This window comes from Lonsdalea quercina, from assembly GCF_900107885.1.
In the GTDB taxonomy this organism is placed as follows: domain Bacteria; phylum Pseudomonadota; class Gammaproteobacteria; order Enterobacterales; family Enterobacteriaceae; genus Lonsdalea; species Lonsdalea quercina.
The window spans coordinates 455,292-470,343 of sequence record NZ_FNQS01000002.1; the positions used below are offsets into that span (position 1 = coordinate 455,292).

Here is a 15,052-nt window from a genome sequence, read left to right on the forward strand (position 1 = left end):
CGGTTAACTTAACCGCCTAATAAACCATGAATACGTTGTAGCCCGGCGACCAGCCGGTCGATATCTTCACGCTGGGTATAAACGGCCAAAGACGCTCGGCACATGCTGGAAACCCCGTAGTGTTCCATTAACGGCATGGCGCAGTGATGGCCGGTACGGATGGCGATGCCGTACTGATCGAGGAAACTCCCCACGTCGTAGGCATGGTGTTGACCGAGGTTGAAGGCAATCACACCTTGACGCTGTTCCGGACCGTACATAATCAGCGTCGGTACCGTCTTAAGCGCGGATACCGCATACTGCATCAGATCGGTTTCGTAGCGGTGGATCGCCTCGCGTCCTATTGCAGAAACGTAATCCAACGCGGCGCCCAATCCCATAATGCCGGCGGTATTGGGAGAGCCAGCTTCGAAGCGCCAGGGCGCATCGGCGTAGGTCGTGCCTTTGGTGAGGCTGACTTCGCGGATCATCGAGCCTCCGCCTTCCCACGGCGGCATGGCCTGTAGCAACGCATGTTTGGCATACAACACGCCGATCCCTGAAGGCCCATAAATTTTATGGCCGGAGAACGCGTAAAAGTCACAGTTTAACGCCTGAACGTCGACTGGCTCATGCATGATCGCCTGCGCCCCGTCCAGCAACACCTTCGCGCCGACGCTATGCGCCAGACGAACGATGTCCTGTACCGGGTTCACGGTTCCCAGCACGTTCGAAATGTGGGTAACGGAGACTAAACGAGTCCGTTCATCCAACAAATCCGGCAACAAGGCGACATCCAGCTCACCGTCGGCCGTCAATGGCAGAACGCGAATTTCGATACCGTGCGTTTGGGCCAGCATCTGCCAGGGAACGATGTTGGCATGGTGCTCCATGCCGGTAATCACCACATTGTCGCCGGGCTGCGTGAAGGTCCGCCCGTAGCTGTTGGCGACCAGGTTGATCGCTTCTGTGGTACCGCGTACGAATACGATCTCTTCCGCAGACTCCGCGTTGATGAATGACGCCGTCAGCGTACGCACATCCTCCATCGCCGTTGTCGCCCGGGCGCTCAACGTGTGAATGCCGCGGTGAACCGCGGCATATTCGTTACGATAAAAATTCAGCTCACGGTCGATCACCGACTGCGGCTTCTGCGAACTGGCCGCGCTGTCCAGATAGACCAGCGACTGGCCGTTGACTTCCTGTTTCAGAACGGGGAAATCTGCGCGGACGCGTTCTATCGGGTAATCACTCATTGCTGGCCTCCCGCGGCGCCGATGAGGCGTTCCGCTATGCGTTTGATCACGACGTCGCGCAGAGCGTCGTCAGAGATCGCTTCCGTCAGTTCGGCGGCAAAAGCGAAGATAATCATTTGTTGCGCGTCTTCACCACTGATGCCGCGGGCGCGCAGGTAAAACAGCTGCTCTTCGTCGATACGGCCAACCGTCGCGCCATGACTGCATTTGACGTCGTCGGCGTAGATTTCCAGCTGCGGCTTGGTGTCCACTTCCGCCAGACGGCCCAATAGCAGGTTGTTGTTGGTCATCTTGCCATCGGTTTTCAGCGCATGAGGCGCTACTTTGATCATGCCATTGAATACCGCCTTGGCGCGATCGCGGACGATCGTCTTATGCAACTGACGACTTTCGCCATTGCCCTGATTGTGTTCCAGATAGGTGCGCGTGTCGCAAACCTCGCTGCCACGCGGCAGGATCAGGCTATTGATGGTCAGATTAGCCCCTTCGCCGTTCATCTGCGCGCTGGTCTGATGCCGGGTCAGCCCCGCCCCCAACAGGAAACTGTGGCTGGAAACGCGCGCCGAGCGCGCCATCCGCACATCATTGTGAGCGAAGTGGTAGCCCGACGCCGCTTCGAACGCCAATTTATAATGCGTAACGTCGCAGTTTTCACCTGCGTCGACGGTCAGACGAGCGCCGCTGAAATGCGCGCGCTCATCCAGACTGACATAGTGTTCAATCACCGTAGCGGCGGCGTTCGCGCCCACCTGGAGATCGTGGCGATGGTGAACCGTGTTCAGTACCGCGCCGTCGCCGGAGCTGATGTGCAGCAGATACAGCGGCTTTTCAGCCTGTACGCCAGCGGCAAGACGAATCTGCGTGCGCTCGGCGGCCAGACTCTCGGTAAGATGCAAGAAGACGTCCGGCTGAATCGGAGCGGCCATCGGCAGCGACGCGGGGGATGCCGCTACTTCAACCTGATAAGGGCCCCAGTCGGCGTCGCTGAGTTCGGGACTCAGGCGTCCGTCGACGAACACCATCCGCCACGCATCCAGCGGCAGTGACAACGCATCGCACTGCACCGCGTTGACCGTCCGCGCGGCGGGTTCGGTGAATTCATGGCTGAGCAAGCCGTCCAGCGGCGTGTATTTCCAGTGCTCTTGCCGGCGGTTTGGCACGCCCAACTGCAACACTTGCTTCCAGTGTTGACCCGCTTCTTCAGAACGCGCTCCGGCGCCGTCGAACAACCGCTGCCACTGCTGCAACGCCTGCGTCGCTTTCGTATTACTGTTGGTCGGTAAGCCAGCCATAGCCCTGCTCCTCCAACTGTTTAACCAATGTGAAGTCACCGGATTTCACAATCCGCCCCTGATACAACACGTGAACGAAGTCTGGTTTGATGTAGTCGAGAATACGCTGGTAGTGCGTTACGATGATGAAGGAGCGCTCTTCGTTACGCAGCGTGTTGACGCCGTTGGAGACGATTTTCAGCGCATCGATGTCCAGCCCGGAGTCGGTTTCGTCGAGAATGCACAGGTTGGGTTCCAACGCGGCCATCTGCAAGATGTCGTTGCGTTTCTTCTCACCGCCGGAGAAACCGACGTTGACCGAACGGGTCAGCAGATCAGCCGGCATATTCAGTAGTTTGATTTTTTCTTCAATAAAGTCTTCAAAATCAAAGCGGTCTAAAGGTTCCTGCTGACGATATTGACGAACGGCATTGACCGCGGTCTGTAAAAAGAACTGATTGCTGACGCCCGGAATTTCGACCGGATACTGAAACGCCATGAAAATGCCTTCGCCCGCACGATCTTCCGGCGACAGTTCCAACAAGTCTTTGCCTTTGAACGTGACGGAACCTGACGTCACTTCGTAGTCCTCGCGGCCAGCCAGCGTCGCGGACAGCGTACTTTTGCCGGAGCCGTTCGGCCCCATGATGGCATGGACTTCGCCCGGTTTGATTTGAAGATTCAGCCCTTTGATGATTTCTTTTTCTTCGACACTGACTCTTAAATTTTCAATATTCAACATACTTTATCCTTCAGACGCCTTTGCCGCAGGCGCTCGTCTTATAGGCACCGGAGTGCATGTGTTCAATAGGTGACATTGTCACTTTCACAGCGATCAGCCCACACTGTGCTCAAGGCTTATGGCCAGGAGCTTCTGGGCTTCCACCGCAAACTCCAGCGGCAGTTCGGAGAAGACATCTTTACAGAACCCGTTCACGATCATTGAAATCGCATCATCTTCGCTGATACCGCGCTGCAAACAGTAGAACAGCTGGTCTTCGCCGATTCGGGACGTGGTCGCTTCGTGCTCCAGCTGCGCCGTGTTGTTTTTCACTTCCACGTACGGGAACGTGTGCGCGCCGCACTCGCTACCAATCAACATCGAGTCGCACTGGGTGAAGTTACGGGCGTTCGTCGCGGTCGGCATAATTTTCACCAGTCCGCGATAAGTGTTCTCGCTGCTGCCCGCCGAAATCCCTTTCGAGATAATGGTGGACCGCGTGTTTTTCCCGATGTGGATCATCTTGGTTCCGGTGTCGGCCTGCTGATGACCGCTGGTCAACGCCACAGAGAAAAACTCGCCGACCGAGTTGTCGCCACGCAGCACCACGCTGGGATATTTCCAGGTGATTGCAGAGCCGGTCTCAGACTGCGTCCAGGACATTTTCGAACTTTCTCCCGCGCACAGCGCGCGCTTGGTCACAAAGTTCAAAATCCCGCCTTCGCTGTCTTTACCCGCGAACCAGTTCTGCACGGTGGAATACTTCACTTCCGCCCGGTTATTGATGATCACTTCCACGACGGCGGCATGCAGCTGATAGCTGTCACGCACCGGGGCGGAACACCCTTCGATGTAGCTGACATAGCTGTCGTCGTCCGCGATCAGGATGGTACGTTCAAATTGACCGGTTTTCGCCGCGTTAATACGGAAGTAGGTCGACAGCTCCATCGGACAGCGCACCCCTTTCGGGATGTAAACGAACGTGCCGTCGGAAGCCACGGCAGCGTTCAGCGCGGCAAAGAAGTTATCGTTGGACGGCACCACGGTGCCCAGGTATTTGCGCACCAGCTCCGGGTGTTCCTGAATCGCTTCGCTGAACGAACAGAAAATCACGCCGTGTTTCGCCAGCTCATGACGATAGGTCGTCGCAACGGACACGGAATCGAAAATCGCGTCGACGGCTACGTCTTTACCTTCACGTACCGGCACGCCAAGCTGCTCGAACGCCTTTTCGACCTCGGTGGTCAGGTAGTTCTGCTCGCTTAGCGTATTGGCGCCGTTTTCACCGGACTGCTGCACCGCGCCGGGCTGTGATCCGCAGGTGTCGTCGCACTGGCCGCAGGATGGCGCGGAATAATAGCTGTAGTCCTGATAATCAAGCTTGTCGTAATGCGCCTTCAGCCAGTGCGGTTCTTCCATTTCCAACCACGCGCGGAAGGCGTTGAGACGAAACTCAAGCATCCATTCGGGTTCGTTACGCTTGGCGGAAATCGCCCGCACCACTTGTTCATTAATACCCCTGGCCAGCTCATCCGTCGCCAGTTCGGTGAAGAAGCCCTCTTTGTAGCGGCCGTCGCCGAGCCAGATCTGTACATCATCGGATACATCTACGTTACTACGCGCCATAATAGTGTCGCCGCTTAGAGCCCAAAGCTCTCACCACACCCGCAGGCGTGTTGAGCTTTAGGGTTGTTGTATTTAAACACCTGATTCAAGCCTTCATGGACGTAGTCCACTTCAGTGCCGTCAATAAAAGGCATCGCCTTGAGAGGAACGTAAAGACGGGCGCCGTCGCGCTGAAACACTTGCTCGTCAGCATCAGGCTGTTTGATCATATCCAACACGTAACCAAAGCCCGCACATCCAGACTGCTTCACACTCAGCCGTAGCCCCTGCACTTCGGGGTCCTGTTGCATCAGTCGAACAATATGGGCGGCTGCGCTTTCAGTCAGCGTGAGTCCCTGCCAGACATTTTCATCCAGTGAAAATGTCTCTACATTTTGCGATTGCATGGGGATTACCTCGTCTCTCTAAACTTTCCGCTTTTAGCGGGTCTGCCCTAATGGTAGTGATAATAGTGAGGGGGCTTCAACCTCGTGATTTCTAGGGCTATACGACGCTCCGACCCCAAACACCGTTTTTTTTAACCGCCCCGAAAACGCTCGGGGCCGATTCAGGGGGGAGCGCTTATTCTAACCACATGAAATAAAAGAACAATAATCGAAGTTGAAGTGATCGCGTCGGCGGATTGTTCAACATTTTATTATCATAAGTATAACATCTATCGCTGGAACCTATTTTATAAACAGGAGGAATCAACAGATATTTTCCCCCTATTTTAAGCTTTTTGCTGCTATTTACATCTCAACCGTTGCATGTCACTTTGAGGGAAAATATGATAACGATTATCATTTAACAAAGGATTGACCCCATGTTTCCTTTCAATGCCTGGCTGCAATCCCATATCGATGACTATCGTGCGACACTGCGTGACGCCACGATGGAAATGTATATGGCAGAAGTGAATCTGGATAATCCCGATAGCGATATCACCCACATTCGCAGTTACTATCTGTCCGGTATGAGGATGGTGGAGCTGAGCCAACACTACGGCGACGACGACAGCTATCTGCTGGCACTGGTCAAAATGCACCATCGGCTCATTCGGGAGATTAACAATCCGCGGCGCTGCCATCTGTGCCGCCTGCAGAGCTACCACTTCGGCCGACAGACGCTACAGCTGATCTGCAATCAGTTCAGCCAACAAGGCTGCTGGCAAAAAGTCACGGCATTTCAGGCCGACTTCGCGAAACGCGTCGCGTTTATGCCCTGAGGCGAACGCTGAGCGTTATCCATCGGGTGTGATGACCGCCGTGGTCAGACGCGACGTGCAACACAGGCGGTCGTCGGGACCGTAGATGTCGATTTGCCACACCTGATGTCGTTTACCGACGTGCAGCGCGCGGCAGATGCCTCTAACTTCACCTTCGCCGACGCCCCGCAGGTGATTGGCGTTAATTTCCACCCCCACCACCTGCTGGTCGTCCTGCGAGCACAGATAGCCCGCAACGGACCCCAATGATTCCGCCAGCGTGACAGAAGCCCCGCCATGCAGTCGACCGAACGGTTGTCGCGTCCGTTCATCCACCGGCATGACGCCCTCCAGCGTATCGTCGGTCATGCGGGTAAACCGGATGCCGAGATGCCCCACCATGCAATGGGCCGACCGCTGATTAAGCTGTTCCAGATCGCACTCTCGTTTCCACAACCTCATACTAGCTCCAACAACGCCTGTAAGGGATGTTTGAAGGACTGTCCTTCCATCCGTTTCATCTGACTGCGGCAGGAATATCCGGTTGTCAGACAGCGCTGTGGCGGCAGTTTATGCACTGCAGGCTGCCAGGACAGCGCATAGATCTTCTTGGAGTTATCCAGGTTGGGCGCTTCATGTCCATACGTTCCCGCCATCCCACAGCAACCGACGCTGACGTTTTCCAATTTGGCGCCGAATCGGGCGAAGATGCGGCGCCATTGCTGGGTGCTCGTTGGCAGCGCGGTCGCTTCCGTACAGTGGCCGAACAGATACCACGGTTCGCCCGCCTCGTCTCTGTCCGTGCCGTCCGGCAAGGCGTTCACTAGCCACTCGTGCACCAGTTGTACCTTGAAGTCGCCGCGTCGGTCGCCCAGCGCTTCTTGATATTCGTCGCGATAACACAGCACCAGCGCCGGATCGACGCCCACCATCGGTAGCCCGAGGGCCGCCACGCGGTTAAGAAAATCCGCGGTTTTACTCGCTGTTCGGGCGAAACGGGTTAGAAAACCTTTGATATGCTGCGCCTTGCCATTCGGCGAGAACGGCACCAGCACCGGTTTGAAATGCAGCTTTTCCACCAGCTTGACGAAATCCGCCACGACTTTCGCGTCGTAATAGCTGGTGAACGGGTCCTGCACTATCAGCACATAGTCGGCACGCGCCCGTGGGGACAGCTGTTCCAGCTGTTCCAGCGTGGTCGTCATCGCGGGATGGCCCGCAAACTGTTGCCGCAACGACGGGGAGGATAACAGCGGGAGATCGACCATGCCGATAAATTTGCGGCTCAACTCGCCGACCCACGGCTGTTTGAGGAAAAAGTTGAAGGTTTTGGGCGCTCTCGCCATCAGCGGCGCATAGCTCTCCACGCCAGCGACTAGGTAGTCCCGCGCCGGTCGCAAGTAACGCGTATGGTAGAGTTGTAAAAAGCGCGAGCGGAAACTCGGCACGTCGATTTTAATCGGGCACTGCGTCGAGCAGGCCTTACAGGCCAGACAGCCCGACATCGCCTCTTTCACTTCATGCGAAAAATCATAGTCTCCCTTGCGCGCCTGCCAGGTGTGGCGTGTCTTCTGCACCAAGGTGCGGAAACTGATGCGCCGCTCCGACAGACTGTTTTCCAGCGCCAGCGGATCCACGCCCTGCTCCGTTAACAGCCGCAGCCACTCGCGCACCAGCGACGCGCGGCCTTTGGGGGAATGGATGCGATTACCGGTCACCTTCATCGACGGACACATCGGGCTGCGTGCATCAAAGTTAAAACACAGACCGTTGCCGTTACATTCCATCGCGCCGCGAAAAGAAGTGCGAACCGCCAGAGGAATGCGACGATCGTAGGTGCCGCGTTTCACCGCATCGACCTTCATCATCGGCGCGTCGACATCGATGGGCGCACAAATTTTTCCCGGATTGAGGCGGTTTTGCGGATCAAAGGCGCTTTTGACGCGACGCAGCTCTTCATACAGTTCCGGGCCAAAAAAGGCGGGGCTATACTCGGCGCGAAATCCCTTGCCATGTTCTCCCCAGAGCAGACCGCCGTATTTGGCGGTTAACGCCACAATCTGATCCGACAGCTGCTTCATCAGCATCTCCTGCTGCGGATCGCACATATCCAGCGCCGGACGGACGTGCAGTACCCCGGCATCCACATGGCCGAACATGCCGTAGCTCAGCTGATGGCTATCCAGCAGCGCGCGGAACTCCGCAATGTAGTCCGCCAGATGCTGGGGAGGAACGCAGGTATCCTCGGCAAACGGGATGGGTTTGGCCTGCCCTTTGCTGTTGCCCAGCAAACCAACCGCCTTTTTACGCATGCCATAAATTCGCTCGATACCAGCGAGGTCGTGACAGAGCTGATACCCGATCACGCCCTTCTCCCGCTTCGCCAACAGAGCATCAAGCCGCTGACACAATGACCCGACGCGCTCATCGATCAGAGCTTCATCATCCCCGGCAAATTCGACGATATTTAGCCCCAGCATTTCCTGACCGGGAACGTCGGTAATCAATTCACTGACCGAATGCCAGACGATATCCTCTCGCGCCAAATTCAGCACTTTGGAGTCCACCGTCTCCACGGATAAGGCTTGCGCATCCACCATAAACGGCGCGTTGCGCAGTGCGGAGTCGAACGAGTCGTACTTGATATTCACCAGCCGCCGGATTTTCGGCAACGGCGTGATATCCAGTTTGGCTTCGGTGATAAAAGCCAGAGATCCTTCCGACCCGGTCAAAATACGCGTGAGATCGAAGGTCTGCAGATCGTCGCTGAATACATGACGCAAATCGTACCCGGTAAGGAATCGATTCAGCTTGGGAAACTTGTCGACGATGAGATGGCGCTGCTCGCGGCAGCGGTTGAGTACGGTGTCGTATATCCGCCCGACCGGCGACGGTTCCTCAGCCAGTTGTTCGGCCAAAGTCACCGGCATGGGCTGCGTGTCCAGCATTTCGCCGCCTAACAGCACGGCCCGTAAACCGAGTACGTGGTCAGACGTTTTGCCGTACATCAGAGAGCCCTGACCGGAAGCGTCCGTGTTAATCATCCCGCCCAGCGTGGCGCGATTGCTGGTCGACAGCTCCGGCGCAAAAAAATAGCCGAACGGTTTCAGATACTGGTTAAGCTGGTCTTTGATGACGCCGGCTTCAACGCGTACCCACCCTTGCTCAGGATTGATTTCCAGAATCCGATTCATGTAGCGCGACATATCGACCACGATGCCCCGATTCAGGGCCTGTCCGTTGGTGCCGGTGCCGCCGCCGCGCGGCGTGAACGTGAGTGACGAGAATGCCGCTTCGCCCGCCAGCCGCGCTAGAAGCGCCACATCGGCGGTCGAACGAGGAAAAACCACGGCATCCGGCAACAGTTGATAAATGCTGTTGTCGGTCGCCATTGTCAGTCGGTCTGCATAGTGGGTGGCGGTATCGCCGGTGAATCCGTGTTGTTTTAACGCTTCCAAAAAGTCGAGCACCGGCTGAACGAGGCCAGGCGCCTGAGTGATCTGTGGGATCATTGTAGTTGACCCTGTCTGTAGAATAGTGTTTGCAAAACAGTGATAGAATTAGAGGCGTGACGCTTCTTTATCCCGGCGCCGCACAATTTTTGTTTTATCACATTTCATGCCGTGGCGCGCCTACGGAACGATAAAAACTTAAGGGGAACACGCCCTGTTCGGCGCAAGGCGTGGGATCAAGACTCACCACCCTGGCCGCAGTAAATGCAGCATCTGGGCTTTTTTACCGCTATTATCTTTCCCGCTGACAAAGTCTATCGTCAGTCGATAAGACATTCGCTCAAGAGGTAATAATCGTTGATGGAACACTCTCAGTCACCCCGTTTCGACCTAGCTACAATGCTGTTCACGCTTATGTTCATTGCCGTAATGATCATTGCCTGCTTTTGGGTTATCCAGCCCTTTATTCTGGGTTTTGCCTGGGCGAGCATGGTGGTTATCGCTACTTGGCCGCTGCTGGTCCGCCTGCAGAAACTGCTCTGGGGCCGTCGGTCGCTGGCTGTCGTCGCCATGACGCTGCTTCTGATTCTACTATTTGTCATCCCCACCTCTATTCTGGTAAGCAGCGTGATCGATAACTCTTCGACGTTGATCGGCTGGGCGTCTTCTCAGGAGCGCATGGCGCCGCCCACGCTGGAGTGGCTTAAATCCGTTCCTATGGTGGGCGACAAACTCTATAGCAGCTGGCAGACGCTTATTCACAGCGGAGGCAGCGCCCTGATGTCGAAGGTTCAGCCTTATGTCGGGAAAACGGCGACCTGGGTCGTGGCGCAGGCCGCGCACGTTGGCCGTTTCTTGATGCATTGCGCCCTGATGGTGCTGTTCAGCGTCTTGCTGTACAGCAAAGGCGATCGAGTGGCCTTCGGCGTTCGCCGCCTTGCCATTCGTTTAGGGCAGGAACGCGGCGATGCGGCGGTGATCCTGGCCGCGCAGGCCATCCGCGCCGTGGCGCTGGGCGTGGTCGTCACGGCTATTGTCCAATCCGTGCTCGGCGGGATCGGCCTGACGATCGCCGGCATCCCCTATACGACGCTGCTCACCGTTCTGATGTTCCTGAGCTGCGTCGCGCAGCTCGGTCCACTGCCGGTGCTGGTCCCCGCCATCATCTGGCTGTACTGGACTGGCGATACGACCTGGGGAACCGTGCTGTTGGTATGGAGCGGCGTCGTCGCTACGCTGGATAACGTCATCAGACCAATCCTAATCCGGATGGGCGCCGATCTGCCGCTACTACTGATCCTGTCCGGGGTCATCGGCGGCCTGCTGGCCTTCGGCATGATCGGACTTTTCATTGGGCCGGTCGTGTTGGCGGTTTCCTACCGCCTGCTCTCCGCCTGGATGCAGGACACCCCGGAGCCGCCATCACTGTCAGACGTGCACGTCGATCCTAAAAGCACCCAACTATAACCCGCCGACGTTTCCTTATCCGATGACATTCTCCAAGGCAGTTTCTGCCTTGGAGAACAGGAAACAATTAAGAAAAGCTTACCTATTTAAGACAACTCCGATTTAACCCTAATGACGGGCATTCTGTAAATCCTTACACATAAGGAGATATCAGCAAGAGAACTGTGTAACTAAAAAAAATCGTTAAAAAACAATTAACCATTAGGATGATTCTTAATGACGGATCCGGCACGAGTTCATACTATGGATAACGAAGCTAGTGTTTAAATCACATCTGTCCGGAGGTTTCTCCTCGTCAGAGCCAGTAACGAATTGCTGTGTGTAGTCTTTGCCCATCCCCTGTGATGGGCTTTTTTTTTGGCTGCGAATTATTCCTGGTGATAGCGCCCTTCGCCCCACAAAAAAACGCGCGTGACAACCAAGGTTGACCACGCGCGTTTCCTCTATCGTGACGCTCTAAATGACAAAGCAATAAGAAACAGTATCGCGATTACCGTATCGGACCGATGACCCTCTGTTAGCGGATTTCCGCGAGACTCAGCCAGGTTTGCACTACGGTATCCGGATTCAACGACAGGCTGTCGATGCCTTGATCCATCAACCAGGCGGCGAAGTCTTCATGATCTGACGGCCCTTGTCCGCAGATGCCGACGTATTTGCCCTGCGCTTTAGCGGCTTTGATCGCCATTGCCAGCAATATTTTTACCGATTCATTGCGTTCATCGAACAACGCCGATACCACGCCGGAGTCACGATCCAAGCCCAACGTCAGCTGCGTCATATCGTTCGAACCGATGGAAAATCCATCAAAGTGCCGCAGGAACGCTTCAGCCTGCAACGCGTTGGACGGAATTTCACACATCATGATGATTTTCAGCCCTTTGTCGCCACGACGTAATCCTTGCGCCGCCAGCTCCGCCACCACCGCTTCCGCCTGTTCAACGGTGCGAACAAACGGGATCATGATTTCGACGTTGGTTAGCCCCATCACATCGCGCACCCGTTTGACCGCTTCACATTCCAGCGCAAAACAGTCACAGAAGTCAGGCGAGACATAACGGCCTGCGCCACGGAAACCCAGCATGGGGTTCTCTTCGTCCGGCTCATACCGCTCGCCACCAACCAGGTTGGCATATTCGTTGGATTTGAAGTCAGACAGCCGCACGATAACGCGCTTCGGCCAGAAGGCGCTGGCGAGCGTGGCAATACCCTCTTTTAGACGTTCGATGTAAAACTCGACCGGGTCGTCGTAGCCCTGCATCAGACTTTTAATCTCCTGCTGTAGTTGCGGCGTCTGCTGGTCAAACTCCAGCAGCGCGCGCGGATGCACACCGATCATGCGATTGATGATGAATTCGAGCCGCGCCAGCCCTACGCCGTCATTAGGCAAGCAGGCGAAGTCAAAGGCGCGATCCGGGTTGCCTACGTTCATCATGATTTTGAGCGGCAAAGTCGGCATGGCGTCCACTGGCGAGCTTTTCACCGTGAAGTCCAACAGATCCTGATAGACGTAGCCGGTGTCGCCCTCCGCACAGGAGACGGTCACCTTCTGCCCATTACCGAGTCGCTCCGTCGCATCACCGCAGCCTACGACGGCCGGGATCCCCAGCTCACGGGCGATAATCGCCGCATGACAGGTACGCCCACCCCGGTTGGTCACGATAGCCGCGGCCTTTTTCATAATCGGTTCCCAATCGGGATCGGTCATGTCCGTTACCAGCACATCGCCCGCATTAACCAGATGCATTTCATTGATGTCATTGATGTTTTTGACTTCACCCGCGCCAATGCGATGCCCGATAGCCCGGCCCTCAACCAGCACTTCGCCGCTGGCGGGCAGGTGATAGCGCTCCATGACCTGACCATTCGAGCGCACGGTTTCCGGCCGCGCCTGCACAATGTAGAGACGACCGGTGTGACCGTCTTTCGCCCACTCGATATCCATCGGTCGGGCGTAGTGTTTTTCAATCAGCAGCGCCTGATGCGCCAGCGCCTGTACTTCTTCGTCGGTTAAGCAGAAACGGTCGCGCTGCGTCTCCGGAACGTCCTCGATACTGACCTGTTTGCCATGCTCTTGACTGGGGGCATACACCATGCGGATCTTCTTCGACCCCATGTTGCGGCGCACTATCGCAGGATTGCCCTTCAGCAGCATCGGTTTGTGGACGTAGAACTCATCCGGGTTGACCGCGCCTTGTACCACCATTTCACCTAGTCCCCAGGCCGCAGTGATGAAGACCACCTGATCGAACCCGGATTCGGTGTCCAGCGTAAACATGACGCCGGACGCCGCCAGATCGGAACGCACCATACGCTGGATCCCGGCGGACAGCGCGACTCCGCGGTGATCGTAGCCCTGATGTACACGGTAAGAAATGGCGCGGTCGTTGAACAGCGAGGCGAATACATGTTTGACCGCCGTCAACACGGCATCGTAGCCCTGTACGTTGAGGAATGTCTCTTGCTGACCGGCGAAGGAAGCATCGGGCATGTCTTCGGCGGTGGCCGACGAACGGACGGCGAAGGAAGCGTCTGGATCGTCCCCTGATAGCTGCTGATAGGCATCGCGTATCGCTTGTTCCAACGCAGGCTGGAATGGCGTATCGACAATCCATTGACGAATTTGGACGCCGGCTTTGGCCAGCTGGTTGACATCGTCAATGTCGGTTTTATCCAGCAGCGCGTAAATCCGCTGGTTGATGCCACTCTGTGTCAAAAAATCATTGAACGCCTGAGCGGTTGTCGCGAAGCCATTGGGGACTTCCACGCCCAGCGATGACAGGTTGGTGATCATCTCACCCAGAGAGGCGTTCTTGCCGCCTACCCGCTCCACGTCATGCATACCGAGTTGGTCGTACCACAAGACATTACGCTTATCTGTACCGTTGTTGGACATCGAAATTATCCTTCTGCATACAATGTAGGGTATGGAAGCACTGCTGCTGAAACCTCAGCTTTTTCGAGCGTAGCATAGCGTTTTGTAAAGCTGGGAAAGGTGAATCGATCAACCTAGTGAAAAAAAATTGTCGCCTCTGATTCACATTGCGCGGCCGGGAAAAAACATCAATAGTGAGCGGGTTTGCCCACTTAATCAGAAAGATATGCCCCGCCTTGGTTCTGGATGCCGATACTACGTTTGGACCGCTCCGGAGCCTATCGCCTTGAGGAGTCCCTGTGGAACGAAGCGTCTTTTATGTCTCCGACGGTACCGCCATTACAGCCCAGGTGCTGGGGCATGCCGTGCTCTCGCAGTTTCCCGTCGATGTCACCAGCTATACCCTGCCGTTTGTCGAAAGTTCCAGCCGTGCCAACGCCGTCCGGGAGCAGATCAATGCGATTTATCAACAGAGCGGCGTGCGCCCGCTGGTGTTCTACTCTATCGTGACGCCGGCGGTCCGAGACATCATCGTCAGCAGCGAGGGCTTCTGTCAGGATATCGTTCAAGCCTTGGTCGCGCCGCTACAGCAGGAGTTGAATATCGAACCAAGCCCGGTGGCGAACCGGACCCACGGACTCACGGCCGACAACCTGATAAAATACGATGCCCGCATTGCCGCTATCGATTACACGCTTGCGCACGACGACGGCATCTCGCTGCGCAATCTCGATCAGGCTCAGGTCATCTTGCTGGGCGTTTCACGCTGCGGAAAAACGCCCACCAGCCTGTATCTGGCGATGCAGTTCGGCATCCGCGCCGCCAACTACCCGTTCATCGCCGAAGATCTGGACAACCTCAACCTGCGGTTGCCCGAGGCGCTGCGGCCGTACCACGATAAACTGTTCGGTCTGACCATCGATCCAGAACGGCTGGCCGCCATTCGCGAAGAGCGGCGCGGCAATAGCCATTATGCGTCGTTACGACAGTGTCGGCTGGAGCTACGGGAAGTCGAGGCGCTTTACCGGCGTTATCAGATCAAATACATCAATACGACCAACTACTCCGTGGAAGAGATTTCCGCTCGGATCATCGATATCCTGGGCATGAGCAGGCGCATGTACTAGTTCAAAGGTACGATGGGTGGTAGACTTCTCCGCATCGTGCTGGATGGAGGCGAACCAAAGCGTTAAGCACAAGTGCTTCTGCTCCGCTTGAA

The 15,052-nt window shown here is 56.1% G+C and carries 11 protein-coding genes and 1 other RNA gene; 4 read left to right on the plus strand and 8 right to left on the minus strand.

Annotated features, from left to right (window positions below):
• Window positions 1-8: 8 nt before the first annotated feature.
• The 5 genes from sufS to sufA all read right to left on the minus strand — a co-directional run bounded on the left by sufS (window position 9) and on the right by sufA (window position 5,239).
• Entirely contained in the window at window positions 9-1,235 is a 1,227-nt protein-coding gene (gene sufS, locus BLU64_RS04900; RefSeq protein ID WP_026742674.1) for a cysteine desulfurase SufS, read from the minus strand.
• Window positions 1,232-2,527, minus strand: a complete 1,296-nt coding sequence (gene sufD, locus BLU64_RS04905; protein ID WP_026742675.1) for a Fe-S cluster assembly protein SufD — start codon at window positions 2,525-2,527, stop codon at window positions 1,232-1,234. Before sufD ends, sufS begins: the two co-directional genes overlap by 4 nt.
• The gene (sufC, locus tag BLU64_RS04910; RefSeq protein ID WP_026740325.1) at window positions 2,502-3,248 is read right to left on the minus strand and encodes a Fe-S cluster assembly ATPase SufC; all 747 of its coding nucleotides are present in this window, start codon (window positions 3,246-3,248) and stop codon (window positions 2,502-2,504) included. Before sufC ends, sufD begins: the two co-directional genes overlap by 26 nt.
• Window positions 3,249-3,341: 93 nt before the next feature.
• Window positions 3,342-4,853 carry a Fe-S cluster assembly protein SufB gene (gene sufB / locus BLU64_RS04915; protein ID WP_074728018.1) on the minus strand — a complete coding sequence of 504 codons (1,512 nt, stop codon included), beginning with the start codon at window positions 4,851-4,853 and terminating at the stop codon, window positions 3,342-3,344.
• A 14-nt stretch (window positions 4,854-4,867) separates the two neighbouring features.
• Window positions 4,868-5,239 (minus strand): Fe-S cluster assembly scaffold SufA, encoded by a 372-nt coding sequence (gene sufA / locus BLU64_RS04920; RefSeq protein ID WP_026742677.1) that lies wholly within the window; start codon window positions 5,237-5,239, stop codon window positions 4,868-4,870.
• A gap of 419 nt (window positions 5,240-5,658) precedes the next feature.
• On the opposite strand from sufA, the gene BLU64_RS04925 reads away from it, so the two are divergent.
• On the plus strand, window positions 5,659-6,060 hold the full coding sequence (locus BLU64_RS04925; RefSeq protein ID WP_026742678.1) for a hypothetical protein: 402 nt from the start codon (window positions 5,659-5,661) through the stop codon (window positions 6,058-6,060).
• A gap of 15 nt (window positions 6,061-6,075) precedes the next feature.
• Here BLU64_RS04925 and BLU64_RS04930 read toward each other — a convergent pair whose 3' ends face one another.
• On the minus strand, window positions 6,076-6,501 hold the full coding sequence (locus BLU64_RS04930; RefSeq protein WP_026742679.1) for a hotdog fold thioesterase: 426 nt from the start codon (window positions 6,499-6,501) through the stop codon (window positions 6,076-6,078).
• On the minus strand, window positions 6,498-9,551 hold the full coding sequence (gene ydiJ / locus BLU64_RS04935; protein WP_074728020.1) for a D-2-hydroxyglutarate dehydrogenase YdiJ: 3,054 nt from the start codon (window positions 9,549-9,551) through the stop codon (window positions 6,498-6,500). The genes BLU64_RS04930 and ydiJ overlap by 4 nt, the downstream gene beginning before the upstream one ends.
• Before the next feature lie 300 nt (window positions 9,552-9,851).
• Here ydiJ and ydiK point away from each other — a divergent pair, with 300 nt between their 5' ends.
• The gene (gene ydiK / locus BLU64_RS04940; RefSeq protein WP_394296480.1) at window positions 9,852-10,958 is read left to right on the plus strand and encodes an AI-2E family transporter YdiK; all 1,107 of its coding nucleotides are present in this window, start codon (window positions 9,852-9,854) and stop codon (window positions 10,956-10,958) included.
• 258 nt (window positions 10,959-11,216) lie between these two features.
• Window positions 11,217-11,318: antisense sRNA RprA (gene rprA, locus BLU64_RS04945), an RNA gene on the plus strand.
• 157 nt (window positions 11,319-11,475) lie between these two features.
• On the opposite strand, the gene ppsA is transcribed toward rprA, so the two are convergent.
• Window positions 11,476-13,854 carry a phosphoenolpyruvate synthase gene (gene ppsA, locus BLU64_RS04950; RefSeq protein WP_026742682.1) on the minus strand — a complete coding sequence of 793 codons (2,379 nt, stop codon included), beginning with the start codon at window positions 13,852-13,854 and terminating at the stop codon, window positions 11,476-11,478.
• Between the two features lie 278 nt (window positions 13,855-14,132).
• Here ppsA and ppsR point away from each other — a divergent pair, with 278 nt between their 5' ends.
• The gene (ppsR, locus tag BLU64_RS04955; RefSeq protein WP_026742683.1) at window positions 14,133-14,960 is read left to right on the plus strand and encodes a posphoenolpyruvate synthetase regulatory kinase/phosphorylase PpsR; all 828 of its coding nucleotides are present in this window, start codon (window positions 14,133-14,135) and stop codon (window positions 14,958-14,960) included.
• The last annotated feature ends 92 nt before the right edge of the window (window positions 14,961-15,052 follow it).